Genomic DNA, 21,501 nt, shown 5'->3' with positions numbered 1-21,501 from the left:
TCGCGTCCCGCCCGGGCAGAAACCTCAAGCTTTCGAGATCCGCTGAAGCTGATGATCCTGTTGCGCGCGATTGGCTTGACGCTGCTGCTGACGATGGCAAGCCTGCTGCCGTCGAAGGCAGGCGAGGCCGATCTTCGCGCGGCAATAGCCAAGTTCGCTACAGCGACTAATTTCTCGGCCACGGAAGCCATCGTGCGCGAGCTCGCGACCAGCGGCGATCCGGCCGTCGAAAGGCCGCTGTCGGCGCTCGCCGACGGCAACCTCTATATTCGCAAAGCCGATTCGCAGGTCTTCATCGGCAAGGACGCGGCGAGCGGTGTCGAACTGCTCGATCCTTTCAGCGGCGACAAGTCCGCCGATGCCGCCAAGGCCGATCTCACCAAGATCAAGGTCAACAACGGTCTTCGCCGCGCCATACGCGACGCGCTGGGGACGCTGACGCTGCGCGCCAAGGACGCGAGCGTGCGCCTTGCCGCCGCCGCGACCATGTTCAAGACGCCCGACGCGGCGAATATCGAACCGCTCGATGCCGCGATCGCTGCTGAGACCGACCCAGCCGTCAAGACGATGTTCGTGCAGGCGCGCGCGGCGTCGGTTCTGGTTTCCGACAAGCCGGAAGCCGACAAGCTCGCCGCCATCTCGGCCATCGCGGCGCGCGGCGACCGCGATGCGCTTTCCCTGCTGACCTCCGTTGAGGCTGGCGCGCAGGGAGCGGTCAAGAACTTGGCAACCGCCGCGATCGGCCATATCAATTCGACGCTGGCATTGTGGGATGCCGGCCAGAACATCTGGTACGGCATATCACTCGGATCGGTGCTGCTGCTCGGCGCTATCGGTCTCGCCATCACCTTTGGCGTCATGGGCGTCATCAACATGGCGCATGGCGAGATGGTGATGCTCGGCGCCTACACCACCTTCGTCGTCCAGCAGGTGATCCGCACGTCGTTTCCGAGCCTCTTCGACTGGTCGCTGGTCATCGCGCTGCCGCTCGCCTTCCTGGTCTCGGCGCTGGTCGGCCTCGTCATCGAGCGCGGCGTCATCCGCTTCCTCTACGGCCGGCCGCTGGAGACGCTTCTTGCCACATGGGGCGCCTCGCTGATCCTGCAGCAGGCGGTGCGCACCGTCTTCGGCCCGACGAACCAGGAGGTCGGCAATCCGTCCTGGATGTCGGGATCGTTCGACATCGGTCAATTGGCCATCAATTGGAACCGGCTGTGGATACTGGTGTTCGCGCTGCTGGTGTTCGGTGTGCTGCTCTACGTCATGAAGCGAACGCCCTGGGGCCTGCAGATGCGTGCCGTCACCGCCAATCGGCGCATGGCCGCATCCATGGGCATCAGGACGCCTTGGGTCGACGCGCTGACTTTCGCGCTCGGCTCCGGTATCGCCGGGATCGCCGGCGTGGCGCTCAGCCAGATCGACAACGTCTCGCCCAATCTCGGCCGCGGCTACATTATCGACAGTTTCATGGTCGTGGTCTTCGGTGGCGTCGGCAATCTCTGGGGCACGCTGGTCGGCGCCTTCTCGCTCGGCATCGTCAACAAGTTCCTCGAGCCGTACGCCGGCGCGGTGCTTGGCAAGATCGTCGTGCTGGTACTGATCATCCTGTTCATCCAGAAGCGGCCGCGCGGCCTGTTCGCGCTGAAGGGCAGGGCGGTGGAAGCATGATCACGCAGCGCTTCTTCGGCGCCGACCGGCGCATCGCGATCGCCATCCTCGTCCTGCTGGCGGCGGCCGCCATCGTGCCGCTGCTAAACCTCGCGGTGTCGCCTCAAAGCGCTTTCTACATTCCGCCTTACATCGTCTCTTTGGTCGGGAAATATCTCTGCTACGCGCTGCTGGCGCTCGCGCTCGATCTGGTCTGGGGCTATTGCGGCATCCTTTCGCTCGGCCACGGCGCCTTCTTCGGGCTCGGCGGCTATGCGATGGGCATGTATCTGATGCGTCAGATCGGCTCGCGCGGCGTCTATGGCAATCCCATCCTGCCGGACTTCATGGTGTTCCTGAACTACAAGGAACTGCCCTGGTTCTGGCACGGCTTCGACCATTTCTGGTTCGCCGTGCTGATGGTGCTGGCCGTGCCGGGCCTGCTTGCCTTCGTATTCGGCTGGTTCGCCTTCCGCAGCCGCGTCACCGGCGTTTATCTCTCGATCATCACCCAGGCGATGACCTATGCGCTGCTGCTTGCCTTCTTCCGCAACGACATGGGTTTCGGAGGCAATAACGGCCTGACCGATTTCAAGGACATCCTCGGCTTCAACATCCAGGCCGACGCGACGCGCGCGGCGCTGTTTTCAGCAAGCGCCGTGACGCTGGCGTTCGCGGTCTTGGTCACCGCGGCGATCGTGCGCTCCAAATACGGCAAGCTGCTGATGGCGGTGCGCGACGCCGAAAGCCGCACCCGCTTCCTCGGCTGGCGGGCCGAGAATGTAAAACTCTTCGCCTTCAGCGTCTCGGCCGTCATGGCCGGCATCGCCGGCGCGCTCTACGTGCCGCAGGTCGGCATCATTAATCCCGGCGAGTTCGAGCCCGCCAATTCGATCGAAGTGGTGATCTGGACCGCCGTCGGGGGGCGCGGCACCATCGTCGGCCCGATTATCGGCGCGCTCCTGGTCAATGCCGGCAAATCCTGGTTCACCGGCGTGCTGCCTGAATTCTGGCTATTCGCGCTTGGCGGGTTGTTCGTCGCCGTAACGCTGTTCCTGCCCAAGGGCGTGGTCGGCACGTGGGATAGCTGGCGAGGCAAGGCCAGGGCGCTGCGCGCGGCCTCGCTCGCCGCGGAAGCCGGCATCGACCCGCCGGAAGCGCAGCCGAAGATCGAGCGCTCGGCGGCGAGAACGCCGGGCGCGTGGTCGGCCAACGGCCCCGAACCGCAGCCGGCGGAGTAAGCGACCATGAGCAAGTCGAACACCATCCTCTATCTGGACGGCGTCTCGGTCTCCTTCGACGGCTTTCGCGCCATCAACAACCTGTCGCTGGTGCTCGACAAGGGCGAGATGCGCGCCATCATCGGACCCAACGGCGCCGGCAAGACGACGATGATGGATATTGTCACCGGCAAGACGCGGCCGGACGAGGGCGAGGTATTCTTCGACGGTCGGGTCGATCTCACCAGGCATGACGAAGCCGAGATCGCGATGATGGGCATCGGCCGCAAGTTCCAGAAGCCGACCGTCTTCGAGAGCCACAGCGTCGAGGACAATCTGATGCTGGCGCTGAAGGGGCCGCGCTCGATCTTTCCAGCGCTCTTCCATCGCGGCTCGCCGAGCGGGGCCAGGCGCATCGACGCCATCCTCGGCATCATCCGCCTCGGCGACAAGCGCGGGGAGGTCGCCGCCAATCTCAGCCATGGCCAGAAGCAGTGGCTGGAGATCGGCATGCTGCTGGCACAAGACCCGAAGCTGCTCCTCGTCGACGAGCCGGTCGCCGGCATGACCGACGCGGAGACCGAGGAGACGGCGCGCCTGCTCAAGGACATCGCCCGCGACCATTCGGTTGTCGTCGTCGAGCACGACATGCATTTCGTGCGCGAGCTCGGCGTCAAGGTCACCTGCCTGCACGAGGGCTCGGTGCTGTCGGAAGGCACGCTCGATTTCGTTTCGGCCGACGAACGCGTCGTCGAAGTCTATCTGGGGCGCTGAGCATGATCTGGCGGGTCTCGTTGCATCGTTTCGACCTTTCCTTCCTCAGGTGCTGGAGAAGGGGCTGACCATGCTCGAAGTCTCCGACGCCACGCTCCATTACGGCGCCGCCCAGGCGCTGCGCGGCGTTTCGCTGAAAGCGGGCGCGGGCAAGATCACCTGCGTACTCGGCCGCAACGGCGTCGGCAAGACCAGTCTGATGAGATCCATCGTCGGCCATCATAGGCTGACGAGCGGAAGTGTTGCCTTCGAGGGGAAAGCGCTCGAGCGGAGCGCGGCGTATGACCGCGCCCGGTCGGGCATCGCATTCGTGCCGCAGGGCAGGGAAATCTTTCCCCTGCTCACGGTGCGCGAAAATCTGGAATCGGGGTTCGCACCGCTGAAGCGCGCCGACCGCAACGTTCCAGCTCATGTCTTCGAGCTGTTTCCAGGGTTGAAGCAGACGCTCGGCCGCCGCGCCGGCGACTTGTCCGGCGGCCAGCAGCAGCAGCTCGCCATAGGCCGCGCGCTGGTGATGCGGCCGAAGCTGCTCGTGCTCGACGAGCCGACCGAAGGCATCCAGCCATCAATCATCAAAGACATCGGCCGCGCCATCCGCTATCTGCGCGACCAGGCGGGGATCGCGGTGCTTCTGGTCGAGCAGTATCTGGATTTCTGCCGCGAGCTTGCCGACGAGGTCAACATCATGGATCGCGGCCAGATCGTGCATACCGGCCCCGCCGAGGATCTGGACAGGCCCGATGTACGCAAGCTCCTTACTGTCTAGGTTCAGTCGTCATCCTTTGGCCGAAGCGCCGCAAAACAATGTCGTTTCGATGGAAAGTCCGTAGAAGCGCGCCATGTTCTGCGCGGCATCCTGCGTTCGACATTAAGCCGATAGGGCTGAGCAAAGCATGGGATAAGAATCGCCGATCGGGGAATGCTCGTACAACGACACTTATGAATCGCTTGTCGCGCAGCGCCCACGCGTTCCAATCCGCGGCCGCGGTTTGCTGGGGGCGAACTCCAGTCTGAGCCATCCGAAAGCGACCTTTCTGCTCACCCAACAAGCCGTCATTCGGACAGATGGAAAGCTCCCTTCTTCCGCGTCAAAGGACGCCTGAGCCCAGGGGATCGACTCGCCTCGTCAGGCTCCGCGATTGAAGCGATCTATCCTAAAATCGTCGAGGGCCGTTTCGCAGTCGCCGGTGGTGATGAGCTCGGCCATGGCGTCGCCGACACCCGGACCGAGCTGGAAGCCGTGCCCGCTGAAGCCGAAGGCGTGGAACAGGCCCGGCGTCGTCGACGAGCGTCCCATGACCGGCAGCATGTCGCGGACATAGCCTTCGCAGCCCGACCAGGTGCGGATGACCGCGACTTGCGCGATCGCCGGCAGCAGCCGCGCGACGGCCCGCAATTGCGTCGGCAGGCGCATGGGGTCGGCGGCCGCATGGCCTGGATCGAGGTCCACCGACACTCTTTCGGCCGCGCCGCCGAAGACGATGTTGCCGCGCTCGACCTGACGCAGATAGGCGCCATAGTCCTTGTCGCGCGTCCAGATGCCGACCACCGGCAGGATCCGGTGCGGCAGTGGCTCGGTCACACCCATTTGTGGACCGCGGGCATCGAGCGGGACCTCTTCGCCGAACAGCGCGGCGACGCGCGCGCCCCAGGCGCCGGCGGTGTTGACCAGGCATTCGCCGGCGAAAGCGCCTTTTGAACTGGCGACAAGGAAACCGGAGTCGGTCCGCTCGATCCTTTCGACCCGAGCTTCGTCGATGATTTTCGCGCCCAGCTTGCGGGCGGCCTCGGCGAAGGCCGGCGCGATCAGCCGCGGATTGCCGCTGCCGTCATGCGGAGAGAACGACGCCGCGATCGCGTCGGGACCGAGGCCGGGAAAACGCGCGCGGATCTCGCGCGGGCTGAGCTGCTCCAGCTCGAGTCCCCAGGGACACGCCGCCTCGGCATAGCTGCGCATGTCGGCGAGACCGCCTTCGTCGAAGATCAGCCGCACGTGACCGGTGGCGCGGAATTCCACATCGCGCCCCAGCATTTTTTCGGCCTCGCCCCACAGCCGGAGCGAGCGGTGGGCCAGCGGAAGCTGCGGCAGATGACGCCCCGTGCGCCGGATGTTGCCGAAGGAGGCGACGGTTGCTCCACCGCCGATCCGGTTGCGCTCGACCAGCGTCACGCGGGCGCCGCGCCTGGCCAGGAAATAGGCGGAAGCTGTCCCCATCAGGCCGCCGCCCAGCACGATCACATCCATTGTCGTTCCTTAGGCGCAGAGGGCTGATCCTGATCCATCTTGTCGGCGCCGCGGCAATGCGTCAAAGATGGCTTTGGATAAAAGCCATAAGTTTTACCTATGGAGTAGGAATGCGGGCCCGGCAGCTCGAAGTGTTCATCGCCGTCATGCGCGCCGGCACCGTGACCGCCGCGGCGCGAATGCTGAACATCTCCCAGCCCGCGCTCAGCCAGATACTGCTCCACACTGAGGACGAGCTCGGCTTCACGCTGTTCGAGCGGGTCAAGGGCAGGCTGCGGCCGACCCCTGAGGCGCTCGAGATCTTTCCCGATGCCGAGAGGCTGTCGGCGGGGCTCGACGGCCTGCGCCGCAAGACCACCGATCTGCGTCTCGGTCGGACCGGGCTGGTGCGGGTCGCCGCCTCGCCGCCGCCGGCCATGGCGATATTGCCGCGCGCCTTCACCGCATTTCGGGCGCAGCATCCCGACATGCTGCTGCGTTCCCATAGCGCGCCGATCGCCGCGATTGTAGACATGCTGCGCGCCGGCGATGCGAGCCTCGGCGTGGCCATGGATGACCGCCTGCCTCCCGACATCGAGGCCGAGGTGATCGGCAGTGTCGGCTTCGCCTGCCTGCTGCCGCGCGGACACGCGCTGCAGAAGAAAACCGAGCTGACGCTCGCTGATCTCGTGGGGCAGGAACTGATATCCTATCGCGGCAACACGCGTCCCGCCGACGAACTGGCCCACGCGGCCCGCGCGCAAGGCGTGGCGCTTTCGCCGTCGCTGGAGATCGACATTTCGATCTCTGCGGTCGGCTTCGTCCAGGCCGGCCTGGGCGTCGCTCTCGTCGACGCGCTGCTGCCGTGGCGCCAGTTTTCCGGCCTCGCTGTCAGGCCGCTGGCGGGCGGCCCGGAATTCCCGATTGCGCTGCTCGCGTCGCGCGCACGAGCCCTTTCGAGGGCCGACGAAACGATGCGCGATGACATCCGTGCGGCCTGCTCCGCCGTTCTCGGCGAGCATAGCGTCAAGGTATAAGTACGACTTATATTCTTGCCCATCATCCATCTTGGACCGTGACTGTCCGCTCGTGCGAGTTTCCGAGCAGACCGAAAGGGACGCATCATGGATGGAGCCACTGCGACGGATGAGGCGCTGAAGAAGGCCGACTGGAAGGTCGGCGTCGATATCGGCGGGACATTCATCGATTTCTGCGCGCTCGAAGCAAACTCCGGACGCGTCGCTTCGCTGAAGGTGCTGACGACGCCGGAAGATCCGGGTGCCGAGCTGATGACGGGGCTCACCTTGCTGGCCGAACGCGAAGGCTTCGACCCGACCCAGATGACGCGCTTCGTGCATGGCACGACCGTCGGTATCAACACGATCATCCAGCGCAAGGGCGCGCCGCTGGCGCTGTTCACCAATGCCGGCTTCGAGGACGTGATCGAGCTCGCGCGGCTTCGCATGCCGGACATGTATTCGCTGTTCTGCGCGCGGCCGGATCCGCTGATCTCGCGCGACATGGTCTTCGGCATTCCGGCCCGCATGCGCGCCGATGGCAATGAATCCCAGGCGCCCGACACGGCGGCGGTGGAGAGCGCGGTCGCGGCCGCGAAATCGAACGGGGCGCAGGGGATCATCGTGTCTTTCCTTCATTCCTGGCGCAACGCCGCGCAGGAAACCTCGGTAAAGGCGGCGATCGCGCGCCTGGCGCCCGACCTCTTCGTCTTCACCTCCGCCGAGGTGTGGCCGGTCATCCGCGAATACGAGCGCAGCTCGACCGCCATTCTCAATGGCTATGTCCATCCGCGCGTCTCCGGCTATCTGACCGCGCTGGAAGAGCGGCTGAAGCATCGCGGCGTGCCGGCCCGGCCGATGCTGACGAAGTCGAACGGCGGGCTGATGAACGCCGCCGAAGGCAAGCGCGCCTGCGTGAACATGCTGCTGTCGGGAACGGCCTCGGGCGTCATCGGCGCCTCGTGGCTGGCGCGTCAGGCCGGCGAGGATAAGGTTCTCACCCTCGACATCGGCGGAACCTCGGCCGATTTCGCGCTCATCATAAACGGCGAGCCGCAGTTCGGCACCGGCGAGCTGATCGGCGAATTTCCGCTCCATATCCCTTCCGTGTCGGTGAGCTCGATCGGTGTCGGCGGCGGCTCGATCGCCAGCGTCGACGCGCAAGGAGTGCTGCGGGTCGGGCCGGAATCGGCCGGTTCGACGCCGGGACCCGCATGCTACGGCCGTGGCGGCGAGCGGGCGACGGTGACCGACGCCATGGTGGTGTGCGGATGGCTCGGCCATAGCGAGATGGCCTATGGCCAGCTCAGCATCGAGACCCAACTGGCGCATCGCGCGGTCGGCGAACTTGCGATGCGGCTCGGCCGTCCGGTCGAGCAGACCGCGCAGGCGATCCTCGACATCGCGGTGTCGGAAATGTTCGTCGAGGTCGAGAAGCTCGCCTCGCGCGCCGGCGTCGATCTGCGCGATTTCACGCTGATGCCATTCGGCGGCGGCGGCCCGATGCTTGGTGCCTTCCTGGCCCGCGAGCTCGGCATCAAGCGCGTCATGGCGCCCCGCCACCCCGGTGTGGTATCGGCGCTGGGTGGACTGGTGGCTGATCTGCGCGGGGACTTCATCCGCACCATCTTCAGCCCGCTTTCCGGCGCGTCGCTTCCCGGAATCCGCGAGGCCTTCGAGGCGCTTGCGCAGGAGGGCCGCGACTGGCTTGCGGCGCAGGGGCACGATGCGGCCGAGCAACTGACACTCTCCTGCGACATGCGCTACTTCGGCCAGAGCTATGAGATCGAGGTCGTCCTTTCGCCCCAATGGCTGGCGGACGGCGACGCGGCCGCGATCGAGCAGGCATTCCACCGTACCCATGAGCAGCTCTACGACTTCCACGATCCGGACGGCGCGATCGAGCTCGTGAATGTTCGGCTGTCCGCGATAGGCGCAGGTCCGGCGCTCTCCTTCCCCGAGACCGACGAGATCGACGTCCCGACCCATCCGGCGCGCCGGGTGCCGGTCTACACCGGTCTGACCGTCGAGACCATCGACCTCCATGACCGCCAGACCCTGGTGCCGGGCAGCGCGTTTCACGGGCCTGCGGTGGTGGTCCAGGAAGATACCACCTTCGCCCTCCCCGCCGGAACGCAGGCGCGGGTCGATCGCCACCTTAATCTCGTTCTGACTTTCGCGGAGTGACGCCTTGTTCGACCGCACAAATCTTCAGGTTCTAGGTAACCATGCCCGCGCGGCGGCCGAGAACATGGCCCACACGCTGCACCGCACCGCGCACTCCGCCTTCGTCAAGGAGACGCAGGATTTTACGGTGATGCTGATGGATCGCTCGGGAGCGACCTTCGCCGTCCCGATGGAGCTCGGCGCCACATGGTATCCGGGGCTTTCCTATCACCGTGCGATCGCCATGGTGAACGACTACCGGCCGGGAGACGTCGCCTTCACCAACGATCCCTATTCCGGCCACGTCGCCACGCACGCGCCCGATACGCATTTGTGGAAGCCGGTCTTCGTCGACGGCGAGATCGTCGCCTGGACGGGAGGGCACATCCACAACACCGACATGGGCGGGGCTGTGCCGGCTTCGCTCAGCCGCGCGCTGACCGAAATCCATCAGGAAGGCATCCGCTTTCCGCCGATGAAGCTGGTGAGGGAAGGCGTCTTCGACGACACGATCCTCAGGATCATGAGCACCAATGTGCGCAAGCCGGACCTCAACATCGGCGACATCAAGGCGCTGGTTGGCGCGCTCAACACCGGCGAGCGCAAGATCCAGGCGATGGTGAAGAAGTTCGGCAAGGCCGGCTTCGTCGAAGGCGTTGCCGCTCTTCTTGACCATGCCGAAGCACAGGCGCGGGACGTCCTGCGCGCCATGCCCGACGGCACCTGGCAATTCGCCGACTATGCCGATGAGGATTCGGTCGAGGCCAATCCCTGCCGGCTGAAGCTGACGCTGACGATCAAAGGCGATGAGGCCGTGCTCGACTTCACCGGCTCCGATCCGCAGCTCGGCTCCTCTCTCAACGTGCCTTCGGGCGGCGACCCGCGCCACACGATGCTGCTGGTCGGGGTGTATTACGTGCTCTACACGCTCAACCCGAAAATCCTGCTCAACACGGGCCTCACCCGGCCGTTCACCTGCATCACCCCGCAAGGTTCGGTGCTGAACCCCGTCCATCCCGCCGCCGTCGGCATGCGCTCGCTCACCTGCGCCCGGCTGCGCTCGGTCATCTTCGGGGCCTTCTCGCAAGTGCTGCCGGAGCGCTTGCCGGCGGCGCCGGCCGGCAACAACTGCATCGTCAACGTCATGACCATCGATGAGCGCACCAGCCGGAGCGTCATCGCGGCGGTCAACCCCGTCGTGGGTGGCGGCGGCGCGATGCCGCATCGCGATGGCACCAATGGATCGGGCGCCGATGCTGCCTATCTCAAGAACACGCCGATCGAGATCACCGAGACCGAGACGCCGGTCGAGTTCGTGAAATATGGGCTCGCCCAGGACAGCGGCGGTGCGGGCCGCTGGCGCGGCGGGCTGGCGACCGAGATGGCTTTTCGTGTCTTTGCCCCCGACTCCCGGATTACGGCGCGCAATCGCGACCGCAGCTTCTTCCGTCCCTGGGGCGTGCTGGGCGGCAAGGCGGCCGGCTTGTCGGACATGGTCGTCAATCCGGGCACCGACCGCGAGCGGCGGCTGGGCAACATCGACACGGCGGTGCTGCAGCCGGGCGACGTGCTCGCGATCCGCTCCGCCGGCGGCGGCGGACGCGGCGATCCGTTTCAGCGCGAGCCCTGGCGGGTCGGTGAGGATGTGCGGCGCGGCTATCTCTCGCCGGCCGCAGCCGAAAGCGACTACGGGGTCGTTATCCGCGGCGGCGAAGTCGACGAGCGCGCGACGGAGCGGCTGCGCGCGAGGCACACGCCGTCCGTCGGCCATTTCCATTTCGGGCCGGAGCGCGACAGCTACGAAGCGCAGTGGACGCCGGCCGCCTATGACCGGCTCCACGCTCTGCTGGACGCCTTGCCGATCCACTGGCGGTTCTTCGCCAAGACGGAGATTTTTCGCCGCATGAAAGGTCGCTCCGGGCCGGAAGGCGTCCAAGCGGCCTTCGAGGCGGTCTGCGAACGTTTTCCCGAGCTGCCTCGTCCGGGGCCGGTACGAGAGGCCGCCGAATGATCACGGTCGGCCGCATCGTCCGGCTGGCCGAGCGCGATCGCGAGGAGGTGCAATTCCTTCTCGACGGTGAGACGCGCAACGCGCTGGACGGCGACACCGTGCTGACGGCAATGCTGGCTTCAGGACATGCGCTGCGGAGTTCCGAGTTCGGTCCCGAGCCGCGAGCAGGTTTCTGCCTGATGGGAGCCTGCCAGGACTGCTGGGTATGGCAAGAAGGGGGACCGCGCCTGCGTGCGTGCACAACTCTTGTCGTCGAAGGCATGCGGCTGCACACGACGCCGCCGGAGAACTGGCCGTGAGCGAGCCCTCATCGCCGCGCATCGTGATCGTAGGTGCGGGCCCCGCCGGCATAAGGGCCGCGGCGACACTGGTCGACGCCGGGCTCCATCCGGTGGTGATCGATGAAGGGCACCGCGCGGGTGGGCAGATCTATCGCCGCCCGCCTGCCGGGTTCGTCCGAACTCCGGAGCAACTGTACGGCTCTGAAGCGGACAAGGCTCGCGCGTTGCATTTGCTCTTCGACCGGATGGCCGATGAAGGGCGGCTCACTTATTGCGCGCGCAGCTCCGTCATCGCCGTGCATGAGGGGCGGCTGCATGTGCTGGGGGAGGGCGGCGCGGAGGTCGTCTTCTACGACCGCCTGATCCTCGCCACCGGCGCTTCAGACCGCGTCGCCCCGATCCCTGGCTGGCAGAACGCCGGCGTGTACAGCCTTGGCGCGGCGCAGATCGCGCTCAAAGCGCAGGGCGTCGCACTCGGACGGCGCATCGTGCTTATCGGGTCGGGCCCCTTGCTGACGCTGGTTGGCATGCAACTCCTCAAGGCCGGAGCGGATGTGGCGGCGGTGCTCGACACCTCTTCCTGGCGCCAGCAGATGCGCGGGTTCTGGGGACTTGCCGCCCGACCAATCGTGGCGTTGCGCGGGCTGGCCCTGCGGGCGCGGCTTGGTCGCCGCTACCACGCTGGCGTGACGCCTTTGCAAATCGAGGCCGATGGACGGGGTGTCACCGGGATGCGCTGGCGCGACGCCGGCGGCCGGGAGCGCGTCACCCCATGCGACATGATCGGGATCGGCTGGCACCTGCGGGCGGAGACTCATCTGACTGACCTTGTGGGATGCGCCTTGACCTATGACGAGCAATGGCGGCAGTCGCTCCCGAAGACCGACCGGATGGGACGGGCCGGCAATGGCATCTACCTGGCCGGTGATGGGGCTCGTCCTCTCGGGGCGGACGGCGCGGAGATCGCCGGGCGCCTTGCCGCGGCGGCGTGCCTTGCCGATCTTGGACGCCCGGTGCCCTCCGTCGGCGCCGACCTGCGCAGGCTCGCACGGCTCGAGCGCTTTGCTCGCGGTCTGGCCCAGGCCTTTCCTTGGCCAGGCGCGATGGTGAGGGCGCTTCCCGACGATACGATCGTCTGCCGCTGCGAGAACGTCACTGCCGGGGCCGTGCGCGAGGGCACGACTCTCGGCGGCGGCGAGGCCAACCGGGTGAAATCGCTCTCGCGCGTCGGCATGGGGCGCTGCCAGGGGCGTTATTGCCAGTTGGCAGCCGCCGAACTCATCGCAGCCCACGCCGGCTGTAGGCCCGAGGATGTCGGCCGGTTTCGCGGGCAGGCCCCCATCCGGCCTGCCCCCATCGGCGCCTTTCTTCGGGAGAGCTGATGCAATCCGGAGGGTTCACCTGCCAAGCGATGTCGGAATGTCGCGTTTGAAACTAGAAGTCGGCGACCTTGCCCCACGCCGAAGCATCGAAACGCCGCGGATCGTAGGATTTCGGATCGACGATCGGCTCCAACCCGGTGACAAGATCGGCGACGAGGTGCCCGGCACCGGGTCCGATGCCGAAGCCGTGACCCGAAAATCCGGCAGCCAGGAAGAAGCCTGGAACGGCGTGTATCTCGCCGATGGCCGGCACGCCGTCCGGGGTGCTGTCGATGTAGCCCGCCCAGGCCGCGCTGATCTTCGTCTGCCGCAGCGCAGGCAGCAGCTCGAGCGCGCGGGCATGGGTCAGGCGGATGGTCGCCTGATCCGGCATCGGATCGAGGATACGCATCCGCTCCATCGGCGTCGGCCGGTCGAGCCGCCAGCGTTGGAGCGTTTCGTGGCCTGAGCGCACCCCCTGCAACCCGCCGGGCGCGAGGCTGCGCCAGCGCTTCAGGAACATGGGGACGAACTGCGAAGCGAAGCGCAGCTGCTGCGGCGTCACGTCGACGCGTCCGCGGCCGCTTATGGCGAGCGTGTAGCCGCCGTCACCGCGCCGCGTCGCCGAGATTTTTGCCGTGTGTAGCGCATCCGGCAAGCCCCCCGCGCCGGGCGAGACGGACAGGATGGAGGAGCGGATCGAGGCCTGCGGGAAGCGGAAGCCGAACTGACGGCAAAAGGAGGACGCCCAGGCGCCACCGGCCAAAACCGCCGCCTTCGTGCGGATCGTACCGCTTTCCGTGACCACGCCGCACAGGCGACCGCCCTCGGTCTCGATACCGCGCGCGGCGCAATTCTGATGCACCGTGCCGCCAAGCTGGAGGATGGCGCGGGCGACCGCTGGCGCGGCCTGCGACGGATCGGCGGTCCCGTCGGTCGGCGAGAAGACGCCGCCTTTCCAGGTCCTGCCGGTGGCGCGGCCCCGCTCGCTGGCCTCGGCGCTGTCGAGCATGTGCGTGGTGACGCCCGCCGTTCTGGCGAAGTCACGCCAGCGCGCCCAGCCGGCCAGTTCCGCCTCGTCATTGCTGAGATAGAGCAGGCCGCAGCGGCGAAAGCCGGTGTCCTGGCCGCTTTCGGCCGCAAAGCGCTCCCAGAGATCGAGGCTGCGCGTCGCCATCGGCAGCTCGCGGGCGTCGCGGTTCTGCTGGCGGCACCATCCCCAGTTCCTGCTGGATTGCTCGGCGCCGATGCGTCCTTTTTCGACAAGCGCGGCCTTCAAGCCGCGCCTAGCCAGGTAGTAGGCCGCGAAGACGCCGACGATGCCTCCGCCGATCACCACCGCATCCGCGGATTGCGGCAGTTCGTCGGATGTCTCGATCTGTTGCAGCGGCGCGCGCATGGTCCTCTCTCTGCTTCGAGGCTCGAATCTAGCGCGTTGCGCAGGCAGCCGCTGCCGCAGTTATGCTTCAGGCAGAATTTTATTCCGTAGCGCGCAATGAAATCGAGAGTCCCTGCGTGTCAGAGCAGGCCCATCGGATAGACAGGCCTGCGGGCTGTGGTAGTGTCACGGCTAGAGAAGTGGCGGCATTTTGTGCTGTGGCTTGCGTTCTTCGGAGATGGACGTGAAACTGGATCGGATCGACATCAAGATTCTGCATGAATTGCAGAAGAACGGCCGCATCACCAATGTGGAATTGGCCGAACTGGTGCACCTGTCGCCGAGCCCGTGCCTGATGCGGGTCAAGAAGCTCCAGTCGGAAGGTTATATCGAGGGCTATTCCGCGCAGGTCAACATCGGCAAGCTCGGCCAGACACTGACCGTGTTCACCGAAATCACCTTGAAGAACCATCGCCAGGTGGACTTTGCCCGCTTTCTCGCCGTCGTCGAGAAGATCGATCAGGTCATCGAATGCCACCTCGTGTCGGGCGGTTACGACTATCTGATGAAATTCGTGACCGCCGGGATTGGCGAGTACCAGACGATCATGGAGCGGCTGACCGATATGGATATCGGCATCGACAAGTATTTCAGCTTCGTGGTGCTGAAGTCGCCGATCGTCAAATCGCACATGCCGCTGCCCAGCCTGTTTCCCATGTAGTCAGCGGGTAGCTGTGCCGGGCGCTGCAGTTGTCTGCTGCGGTCCGGGCTACAGGACCCCGGGCTGCAATAGTGCGCGCAACGCTTTCAACTCGGCTTGCATCTCGGCGATCATCCAGGCGCGGATATCGGAGACGATCGGCCGCACTGGCCGTGAGCGAGGTGCAATCAATTCATGGATCCGTCCGGTGTTGATCTGCCTGTCCGAGGCCGGAACGAGCGTTGCCTGAAGCAGTGCCCTTGAGACATTGCTGAGCCAGCCGAGCGCCACGCCTTCTCCGTTCATCGCGGCTTGAAGCACGACCGCGTAGTCCGAGAATTCGAGCCATTTCGCCCTGCTGGTCTTGCGGTGGGCTACGCTGCCCCAGGCGTCCAGCCACTGCTCCTTGGCGTCGGTGAGATGAAGCAGGATATGACCTTCGCCGTCCGAGTCATGGTTCAAGCGGCCGTGGTGCGACAGATAGGATGGGCTGCACACCGGAACGATGATTTCCGGCGAGAAGGCCCAGCGGTGATAGTGGATGTCGTCGTCGGCCAGGATTCTGGTGGCAAGCTCGACATTCTCGGCGGGTCCTCGCAGAACGCCGGCGATGAGTTCGAACCTCAGGTCCACGTCGGGAAATCGCGTGTTGAACGCCGTTAACCTCGGAACGAACCAGTGCGTAGCGAGAGAGCTCGAGAGCGAAAGGGTAACCACCGGCTTTGCGGCACTGTTCCGCTTGATCGTGCCGATCGCCTCCTCGATGCCGTCAAATCCTTCCCGTACAGCCGAATAGAGGGCGCGCCCCTCCGGGGTCGGGGACAATCCCGTTGGACCGCGCGTGAACAGAGCCACGCCGAGATCGGCCTCCAGCTGAGCGATGCTGCGGCTGATCGAGGGTTGCGTGACGTTGAACTCGCGCGCTGCGGCCGTGAAACTTCCTGAACGGACAGCGGCCTCGAAAACGAGGAGTCCGCGTGCGGATGGAACGAGTTTTGCGAAGCCAGCCATACGCCAAGCGTATAGCCGCCCCAACAATTTTCAAGCTTTCCTGCAGTCCTGCAAATCGCGAACTATAACCCTCGTGAATGGTTCGGAGCAGCATGTGCCGGCAGCGGCATTCCAAGCGGGGAGCACATCCGGCGATCCACTGCTTCAGCCGTTTCGGCTCAAGGGTCTAACGCTGCGCAACCGCGTCGTCAGCACCAGTCATGCCTCAATGCTGGACGAGGGTGGCCTGCCGCTCGAGCGCTATCAGCGCTATCATGAAGAGAAGGCGCGCGGCGGCCTCGCGATGACTATGGTCGGCGGCTCGGCGATGACGTCGCCCGATTCGAGCTGGGGCGGCGGTCAGCTGGATCTTTCCAGCGATCGCATCATCCCTCATCTCCAATCGCTGTCGCAGCGAATTCATCGCCACGGCGCGACGGTCATGTGTCAGGTCTCGCATCTCGGTCGGCGCGCTACTGCCTATGCCGGTCACTGGTTGCCCCCGGTTGCGCCGTCACGCGTCCGCGAGACGCGAAACCGGAATTTCCCCAAGGAAATGGACGCCGCGGACATCGACAGGATCGTCAAGGACTACGCCAGTGCCGCCAGGCGCTGCGTTGACGGCGGCCTGGACGGCGTCGAGACCGTCACCGGCGGCCATCTGATCGGCCAATTCCTGTCGCGCAGAACCAACAGGCGCACGGACGCTTTCGGGGGCTCGCTGGAAAACCGCGCGCGCTTCGGGCTGATGGTTCACGAAGCGATCCGCCGCGCGGTGGGCGACGACTTCGCCGTCGGGATCCGCTTCGTGATCGACGAGGCGGTCGACGACGGATCGGATTTCGAGGAAGGCCTTGCCTTCGCCCGGTTGTTCGAGCGCGAAGGCCATGTCGATTTCTTCAACTGCATCTTCGGCCGTATGGACACCGACTTGTCACTGGCCGAGCAGAATATGCCCGGCATGTTTATCAGGAGCGCTCCGTTTCTGCCGTTGGTTGGGCAGTTCAAGCGGGAAACCAGGCTGCCGGTCATCCACGCCGCCGCCATCAGGGACGTAGCCACGGCGCGGCACGCGATCCGCGCAAACCTTGTCGATCTGGTCGGCATGACCCGGGCGCATATTGCCGACCCGCATATCGTCAACAAGGTGATGCGGGGCGAAGAAGACCGCATCCGCCCGTGCATCGGCGCGTCCTACTGCCTGTACAAGAAGGTCCATTGCATTCACAACCCCGCCAGCGGCCATGAAACGACCGTCAGCCACATCATTGACCGGACCGAAACGCCGAAACGGGTGGTCGTCGTCGGCGGCGGTCCGGGCGGAATGGAGGCGGCCCGGGTCGCCGCCGAGCGCGGGCACAGCGTGACCTTGTTCGAAGCCGGGGCCCGGCTCGGCGGGCAGGTGCTCGTTGCGGCCTCGGCTTCCGACCGCAAGGATCTGTTCGGTATAGTCGACTGGCGCGCCGAAGAGCTCGCGCGCCTGGGCGTGGATGTCCGCCTCAACACCTATGCGGACGCAGATGGAGTGCTTGCCGAGAAACCGGATGCCGTTATCGTCGCCACAGGCGGCATCCCGGACATGGAGTGGCTGGAGGGCGCTGAACATTGCGACAGCGTCTGGGATATCTTGACCGGGGTCATGCCCGCGAAGGCCGATGTGCTCATCTACGATGAGACTGGACGCCAGGCCGCCATATCCTGTGGCCTGCATCTTGCCCGCCTGGGACATGCGGTCAGCCTGGCCATGGCTGACGACACCCTTGCGATCGAGACACCCTATCCGGACCGGGTCAGTTTCCGCAAACTCGCGTCCGAACTCGGCATCCGGGTCGTCGGCGATCTGCGGCTCATCAAGGCAGCGCGCCACGGCAACGGCATCGCCGCCCGGTTCCGGCATGAGCTCACCGGTGCAGAAACGGAAATGACCGCGGCCCAACTCATTGTCGAGCGCGGCACGGCACCTGTGGAAGATACCTACCAGGAATTGCGTGCCCGCTCCGCCAATAAGGGCGTCACCGACATCGCGCTCATGACGGGAGTGGCGACAAAGGGGGTGCAAGGGCTCCAAGCTCCAGGATCCTTCGTCCTGCACCGCATTGGAGACGCGGTCGCCAGCAGGGACATCTACTCGTCAATCTATGAGGCCTACCGGCTCTGCTCGCAACTGTAGTCCGGCGAATCCCCTACGGTCAGTTTGGTCAGCGGTGGCCGTACTGGCTGACCAGCTCGGGGTCGCGGACGAGGCCGTCGAGCCAGGTCGGATCGAGCTTCGGCACGGAGGAGAACAGAAGTTTGGAATAGGGGTGCGTGGGCGACTTGACCTTGTCGGGCGTGATCTGCTCCACCCGCTCACCATTGTACATGACCATGATCTCGTCGCAGATGGCCTCGACGACGGAGAGGTCGTGGCTGATGAAGATATAGGAGAGCCCCAGCTCGCGCTGCAGCTCCTTGAGCAGCTCGATCACGGCGGATGCTACAACCGTGTCGAGCGCTGAGGTGATTTCGTCGCAGATGATGAGCTTCGGACCGGCCGCCAGCGCGCGCGCGAAGTTCACGCGCTGCTTCTGGCCGCCCGAGAGCTCCGAGGGATGACGGTAGCGCAGCGACCTCGGCAGGCGCACCATGTCGAGCAACTCGTCGACACGCTTCGAGCGCGCCTGCCTGTCGAGCCCATGATAGAAGGCCAGCGGTCGCGAGATGATGTCCTCAATGGGCTTGGCGGGATTGAGCGCGGTATCGGCATACTGGAACACGATCTGCATCTCGCGCAGTTGGTCGCGAGTGCGTTTCCGGGCGGCGCGCTCCAGTGCCTTGCCGTCGAAGACGATATCGCCGGTCGCCGCCGGATGAATGCCCGCGATGGCGCGCGCCAGCGTCGATTTTCCGCAACCGGACTCGCCGATGACACCGAGATTGCGGCCCTTCTCCACGACCAGGCTGACGGAATCGACCGCGCGGATAACCGGCTGCCCGTCACCTTTCACCGGGCCGTATCCGGCTATCAGATTGTCGATGCGAAGCAGCGGCTTTGGTCCGGAATCTTCATCCGCCCGTATCTGCCTCGACTTCGGCTCGAAAGCGGCCAGCAATTCCCGTGTATAGGGATGCTGGGCAGCCGAAAGGATTCCGGCCGTCGTGCCGGTCTCCTGCACCTCGCCGCCCTTCAGCACCACGATGCGATCTGCGATCTGGGCGACGACCGCGAGGTCGTGGGAAACGTAGACACCCGCTATGCCGCCCGCCTTCATCACCGACTTGAATGCTTTGAGCACGTCGATCTGGGTCGTCACGTCGAGTGCGGTCGTCGGCTCGTCGAAGATGACCAGTTTGGGATCGCCGATCAGCGCCATGGCGGCCGCCAGTCGCTGCAATTGCCCGCCTGAAACCTGGTGCGGATAACGGGCGCCGATACCGTCCGGATCAGGCAGCGACAAGGCCCGGAACAGCTCGACCGCGCGCTTTCGCGCCTGCTCGGGTGGCATCAGGCCGTGGATGCGCGTGACTTCGATCACCTGCTCCATGATGGTCGATGAGGGGTTGAAGGCGGCGGCGGCGCTTTGCGGAACATAGGCGATGTCGGTGCCGCGCAACCTGGCGCGTTCCCGCTCGGTAAGCGCAGCCATGTTCTTGCCGTTGACATTGATCTCGCCGCCAGTAATCCGGCAGCCGGGCCGCGCATAGCCCATGAGGGAGAGCGCCACCGTCGTCTTGCCGGAGCCGCTCTCGCCGATCAGGGCGACGATCTCGCCATCGGCGATGTCGAGGCTGACGCCCTTGATGATTTCGACCAGACGTCCGGCGTCGGTCTTTGCCTCGATCCGAAGGTTTCTGACCTCGACGAGATTGGTCATGCGTCCCGGTCCCTGATCTTCTGCGGCAGGTTGTCGATTAAGAGGTTGACGCTAATGGTCAGGCTGGCGATCGCCAGCGACGGCGCGATGACGGCCGGGGCCGCGAAGGGCAGGCCGCCGATGTTCTCGCGCACCAGCGCGCCCCAGTCGGCTAAAGGCGGCTGCAGACCGAGCCCGAGGAAGGACAGGCCGGAGAGCAAAAGCACGATGAAGACGAAGCGCAGGCCGAAGTCAGCAAGCACAGGCCGGATGATGTTCGGCAGGATCTCGGAGCCGATGAGATAGATAGTGCTCTCGCCGCGGACGCGGGCGACGGTCATGAAATCCATGGTGTTGATGTTGACGGCAAGCGCCCGCGCGAAGCGGTAGGCGCCCGGGATGTAGATGACGGCGAGCGTCAGGATCAGCACCGGGATCGATGAGCCGACCGCGGCGACGACAACAAGGCCGAACAGCTTGCTGGGGATGGAGTTCATGGCGTCGAGGAAGCGGCTGAGGCAGGTATCGAACCAGCCGCCGGTGACGGCCGCGATCATCCCCAGCACGACCCCTGAAAAGCAGGCGATCGAGACGGCGGCAAGCGATATGCCGACGGTGTAGCGTGCTCCCATGAGAACCCTGGAGAGCATGTCACGCCCTAGATAGTCCGAGCCGAGCCACAGGCCCTGGCGCATCGGGCCGAAATAGTCGTCGTCGACGATATCGCCGATCGGATGGGGAATGATGTAGGGCGCGAAGATCGCGACCAGCGTCCACGCCAGAATGACCAGCGAGGCCACGACGCCCACGAGGTTGTAGCTGTGGCCCAGGAAGGACCGTCGGGAGGATGCCGCGCGCGCCACTGTCATCTGAGCCTCGGGTTGGACATGATGGCGACGATGTCGGCGGCCGTGATGAGCAGGAGATAGCCAAGGCAGAAGATCATCGCGCAGCTCTGGATCAGCGGCAGGTCGCGGGTCGCGACCGCATCGACCATCAGCTTGGCGATGCCGGGATAATTGAAGATCGTCTCGACGATGATGACGCCGCCGACCAGATAGGACAACGAGAGCGCGACCGCGTTGACGATCGGCCCAAGCGCGTTCGGAAGGGCGTGCTTGAGCACCATGCGGCTGCGCGAGGCGCCTTTGAGAAGCGCCATCTCGACATAAGGCGTTGAGAGCGTTTCGATCACCGCGGCGCGCGTCATGCGGATCATTTGGGCCGAGATGACGAAGGTGAGGGTAATCACCGGCATCGAATAGATGCGCACGAGGTCGGCAAGCGAGTGCGCCTCGTTGACCGAAGACAACGCCGGCAGCCATTTCAGATAAACGGCAAAGAGCAGGACGGCGAGGGTCGCGACCATGAATTCCGGCACGGAGATCACGCCGATCGAAAGCACGGTGACGGTGCGGTCGTAGACGGAGCCGCGCAACATGGCGGCGGTGATGCCGAGCGTCAGCGCCAGCGGCACCGAGATCAGCGTGGTGATGCCGGCGAGCTTCATGGTGTTGACGAAGCGCCCGCCGATCAGGGCCGCGACCGGCATTTCGTTGGCGTAGGAGGTACCGAGATCGCCGTGGAGCAGACCGACAAGCCAACGCAGGAAGCGCAGGATCGCCGGATCGTTGAGATGCATGGCCTCGCGCAGGCCGGCGACCGCCTCGGGCGTCGCCGCCTGCCCAAGCAGGATCGACGCCGTGTCGCCCGGCAGCATGCTGGTGGCGAAGAACACGGCGAACAGGACGATCAGAAGGGTGACGATCGCGATCGCCAGCCGCTTCAGCACGAGGTTTAGAACCCCAGACTTCATGGAAGCTCCCTGCGGTTGCGTTCGGCCAAACAATCTTGCGCAATGCAGTGCAGGGGACCGGCTGACCGGTCCCCTACAGGCGCC

General features: G+C 65.3%; 17 protein-coding genes. 11 read left to right on the top strand and 6 right to left on the bottom strand.

Going from position 1 to position 21,501, the window contains the following annotated elements; all coding sequences use genetic code 11:
• Positions 1–51 precede the first annotated feature (51 nt).
• From urtB to urtE, 4 genes are all read left to right on the top strand, one after another.
• Complete coding sequence (urtB, locus tag P9217_RS06510; RefSeq protein ID WP_278086377.1) at positions 52–1,668, top strand: urea ABC transporter permease subunit UrtB; 1,617 nt, start codon at positions 52–54, stop codon at positions 1,666–1,668.
• Positions 1,665–2,888 (top strand): urea ABC transporter permease subunit UrtC, encoded by a 1,224-nt coding sequence (urtC, locus tag P9217_RS06505; RefSeq protein ID WP_278086378.1) that lies wholly within the window; start codon positions 1,665–1,667, stop codon positions 2,886–2,888. The genes urtB and urtC overlap by 4 nt, the downstream gene beginning before the upstream one ends.
• A 6-nt stretch (positions 2,889–2,894) precedes the next feature.
• A complete protein-coding gene (gene urtD, locus P9217_RS06500) occupies positions 2,895–3,641 on the top strand; it encodes an urea ABC transporter ATP-binding protein UrtD (protein ID WP_127323950.1) in 747 nt (248 codons plus the stop codon).
• Positions 3,642–3,711: 70 nt separating this feature from the next.
• Positions 3,712–4,407, top strand: a complete 696-nt coding sequence (urtE, locus tag P9217_RS06495; protein ID WP_127323951.1) for an urea ABC transporter ATP-binding subunit UrtE — start codon at positions 3,712–3,714, stop codon at positions 4,405–4,407.
• Between the two features lie 360 nt (positions 4,408–4,767).
• On the opposite strand, the gene P9217_RS06490 is transcribed toward urtE, so the two are convergent.
• The gene (locus P9217_RS06490; protein ID WP_278086379.1) at positions 4,768–5,886 is read right to left on the bottom strand and encodes an FAD-binding oxidoreductase; all 1,119 of its coding nucleotides are present in this window, start codon (positions 5,884–5,886) and stop codon (positions 4,768–4,770) included.
• Between the two features lie 110 nt (positions 5,887–5,996).
• On the opposite strand from P9217_RS06490, the gene P9217_RS06485 reads away from it, so the two are divergent.
• The 5 genes from P9217_RS06485 to P9217_RS06465 all read left to right on the top strand — a co-directional run bounded on the left by P9217_RS06485 (position 5,997) and on the right by P9217_RS06465 (position 12,721).
• Positions 5,997–6,902 carry a LysR family transcriptional regulator gene (locus tag P9217_RS06485; protein WP_095825766.1) on the top strand — a complete coding sequence of 302 codons (906 nt, stop codon included), beginning with the start codon at positions 5,997–5,999 and terminating at the stop codon, positions 6,900–6,902.
• 87 nt (positions 6,903–6,989) lie between these two features.
• Positions 6,990–9,068 (top strand): hydantoinase/oxoprolinase family protein, encoded by a 2,079-nt coding sequence (locus tag P9217_RS06480; RefSeq protein WP_278086380.1) that lies wholly within the window; start codon positions 6,990–6,992, stop codon positions 9,066–9,068.
• Positions 9,069–9,072: 4 nt separating this feature from the next.
• Positions 9,073–11,058: a hydantoinase B/oxoprolinase family protein gene (locus P9217_RS06475; RefSeq protein WP_278086381.1), complete on the top strand. Its 1,986-nt coding sequence runs from the start codon at positions 9,073–9,075 to the stop codon at positions 11,056–11,058.
• Entirely contained in the window at positions 11,055–11,357 is a 303-nt protein-coding gene (locus P9217_RS06470) for a (2Fe-2S)-binding protein (RefSeq protein WP_095801057.1), read from the top strand. Before P9217_RS06475 ends, P9217_RS06470 begins: the two co-directional genes overlap by 4 nt.
• Positions 11,354–12,721 carry an FAD/NAD(P)-binding oxidoreductase gene (locus P9217_RS06465; RefSeq protein ID WP_278086382.1) on the top strand — a complete coding sequence of 456 codons (1,368 nt, stop codon included), beginning with the start codon at positions 11,354–11,356 and terminating at the stop codon, positions 12,719–12,721. The genes P9217_RS06470 and P9217_RS06465 overlap by 4 nt, the downstream gene beginning before the upstream one ends.
• Before the next feature lie 52 nt (positions 12,722–12,773).
• Here the strand turns inward: P9217_RS06465 and P9217_RS06460 are convergent, their stop codons facing one another.
• A complete protein-coding gene (locus P9217_RS06460) occupies positions 12,774–14,099 on the bottom strand; it encodes an FAD-binding oxidoreductase (RefSeq protein ID WP_278086383.1) in 1,326 nt (441 codons plus the stop codon).
• Positions 14,100–14,322: 223 nt separating this feature from the next.
• On the opposite strand from P9217_RS06460, the gene P9217_RS06455 reads away from it, so the two are divergent.
• Complete coding sequence (locus P9217_RS06455) at positions 14,323–14,799, top strand: Lrp/AsnC family transcriptional regulator (RefSeq protein WP_066989429.1); 477 nt, start codon at positions 14,323–14,325, stop codon at positions 14,797–14,799.
• A 48-nt stretch (positions 14,800–14,847) separates the two neighbouring features.
• Here P9217_RS06455 and P9217_RS06450 read toward each other — a convergent pair whose 3' ends face one another.
• The gene (locus P9217_RS06450; protein WP_095801054.1) at positions 14,848–15,789 is read right to left on the bottom strand and encodes a LysR family transcriptional regulator; all 942 of its coding nucleotides are present in this window, start codon (positions 15,787–15,789) and stop codon (positions 14,848–14,850) included.
• A 73-nt stretch (positions 15,790–15,862) separates the two neighbouring features.
• Here P9217_RS06450 and P9217_RS06445 point away from each other — a divergent pair, with 73 nt between their 5' ends.
• A complete protein-coding gene (locus P9217_RS06445) occupies positions 15,863–17,938 on the top strand; it encodes an NADH:flavin oxidoreductase (RefSeq protein WP_278086947.1) in 2,076 nt (691 codons plus the stop codon).
• A 28-nt stretch (positions 17,939–17,966) separates the two neighbouring features.
• Here the strand turns inward: P9217_RS06445 and P9217_RS06440 are convergent, their stop codons facing one another.
• The 3 genes from P9217_RS06440 to P9217_RS06430 are packed head-to-tail and all read right to left on the bottom strand — an operon-like array spanning position 17,967 to position 21,417.
• Entirely contained in the window at positions 17,967–19,622 is a 1,656-nt protein-coding gene (locus P9217_RS06440; RefSeq protein ID WP_095826959.1) for an ABC transporter ATP-binding protein, read from the bottom strand.
• Positions 19,619–20,470 (bottom strand): ABC transporter permease, encoded by an 852-nt coding sequence (locus P9217_RS06435; protein ID WP_278086384.1) that lies wholly within the window; start codon positions 20,468–20,470, stop codon positions 19,619–19,621. The genes P9217_RS06440 and P9217_RS06435 overlap by 4 nt, the downstream gene beginning before the upstream one ends.
• Positions 20,467–21,417 carry an ABC transporter permease gene (locus tag P9217_RS06430; protein WP_066989177.1) on the bottom strand — a complete coding sequence of 317 codons (951 nt, stop codon included), beginning with the start codon at positions 21,415–21,417 and terminating at the stop codon, positions 20,467–20,469. The genes P9217_RS06435 and P9217_RS06430 overlap by 4 nt, the downstream gene beginning before the upstream one ends.
• Positions 21,418–21,501 lie beyond the last annotated feature (84 nt).

Source organism: Mesorhizobium sp. WSM4989, from assembly GCF_029625795.1.
Taxonomy (GTDB): Bacteria; Pseudomonadota; Alphaproteobacteria; order Rhizobiales; family Rhizobiaceae; genus Mesorhizobium.
The sequence above is the reverse complement of the archived record's forward strand: the minus strand, read 5'-3'. Positions and strand labels throughout refer to the sequence as shown.

Excerpts from the sequence above, each read along its gene's own strand:
- P9217_RS06470 (WP_095801057.1), top strand. The coding sequence starts at position 11,055 with ATGATCACGGTCGGCCGCATCGTCCGGCTGGCCGAGCGCGATCGCGAG.
- P9217_RS06430 (WP_066989177.1), bottom strand. The coding sequence starts at position 21,417 with ATGAAGTCTGGGGTTCTAAACCTCGTGCTGAAGCGGCTGGCGATCGCG.
- urtD (WP_127323950.1), top strand. The coding sequence starts at position 2,895 with ATGAGCAAGTCGAACACCATCCTCTATCTGGACGGCGTCTCGGTCTCC.
- P9217_RS06490 (WP_278086379.1), bottom strand. The coding sequence starts at position 5,886 with ATGGATGTGATCGTGCTGGGCGGCGGCCTGATGGGGACAGCTTCCGCC.
- P9217_RS06460 (WP_278086383.1), bottom strand. The coding sequence starts at position 14,099 with ATGCGCGCGCCGCTGCAACAGATCGAGACATCCGACGAACTGCCGCAA.
- P9217_RS06440 (WP_095826959.1), bottom strand. The coding sequence starts at position 19,622 with ATGACCAATCTCGTCGAGGTCAGAAACCTTCGGATCGAGGCAAAGACC.
- P9217_RS06485 (WP_095825766.1), top strand. The coding sequence starts at position 5,997 with ATGCGGGCCCGGCAGCTCGAAGTGTTCATCGCCGTCATGCGCGCCGGC.
- P9217_RS06450 (WP_095801054.1), bottom strand. The coding sequence starts at position 15,789 with ATGGCTGGCTTCGCAAAACTCGTTCCATCCGCACGCGGACTCCTCGTT.
- P9217_RS06435 (WP_278086384.1), bottom strand. The coding sequence starts at position 20,470 with ATGACAGTGGCGCGCGCGGCATCCTCCCGACGGTCCTTCCTGGGCCAC.
- urtB (WP_278086377.1), top strand. The coding sequence starts at position 52 with ATGATCCTGTTGCGCGCGATTGGCTTGACGCTGCTGCTGACGATGGCA.
- P9217_RS06480 (WP_278086380.1), top strand. The coding sequence starts at position 6,990 with ATGGATGGAGCCACTGCGACGGATGAGGCGCTGAAGAAGGCCGACTGG.
- urtC (WP_278086378.1), top strand. The coding sequence starts at position 1,665 with ATGATCACGCAGCGCTTCTTCGGCGCCGACCGGCGCATCGCGATCGCC.
- urtE (WP_127323951.1), top strand. The coding sequence starts at position 3,712 with ATGCTCGAAGTCTCCGACGCCACGCTCCATTACGGCGCCGCCCAGGCG.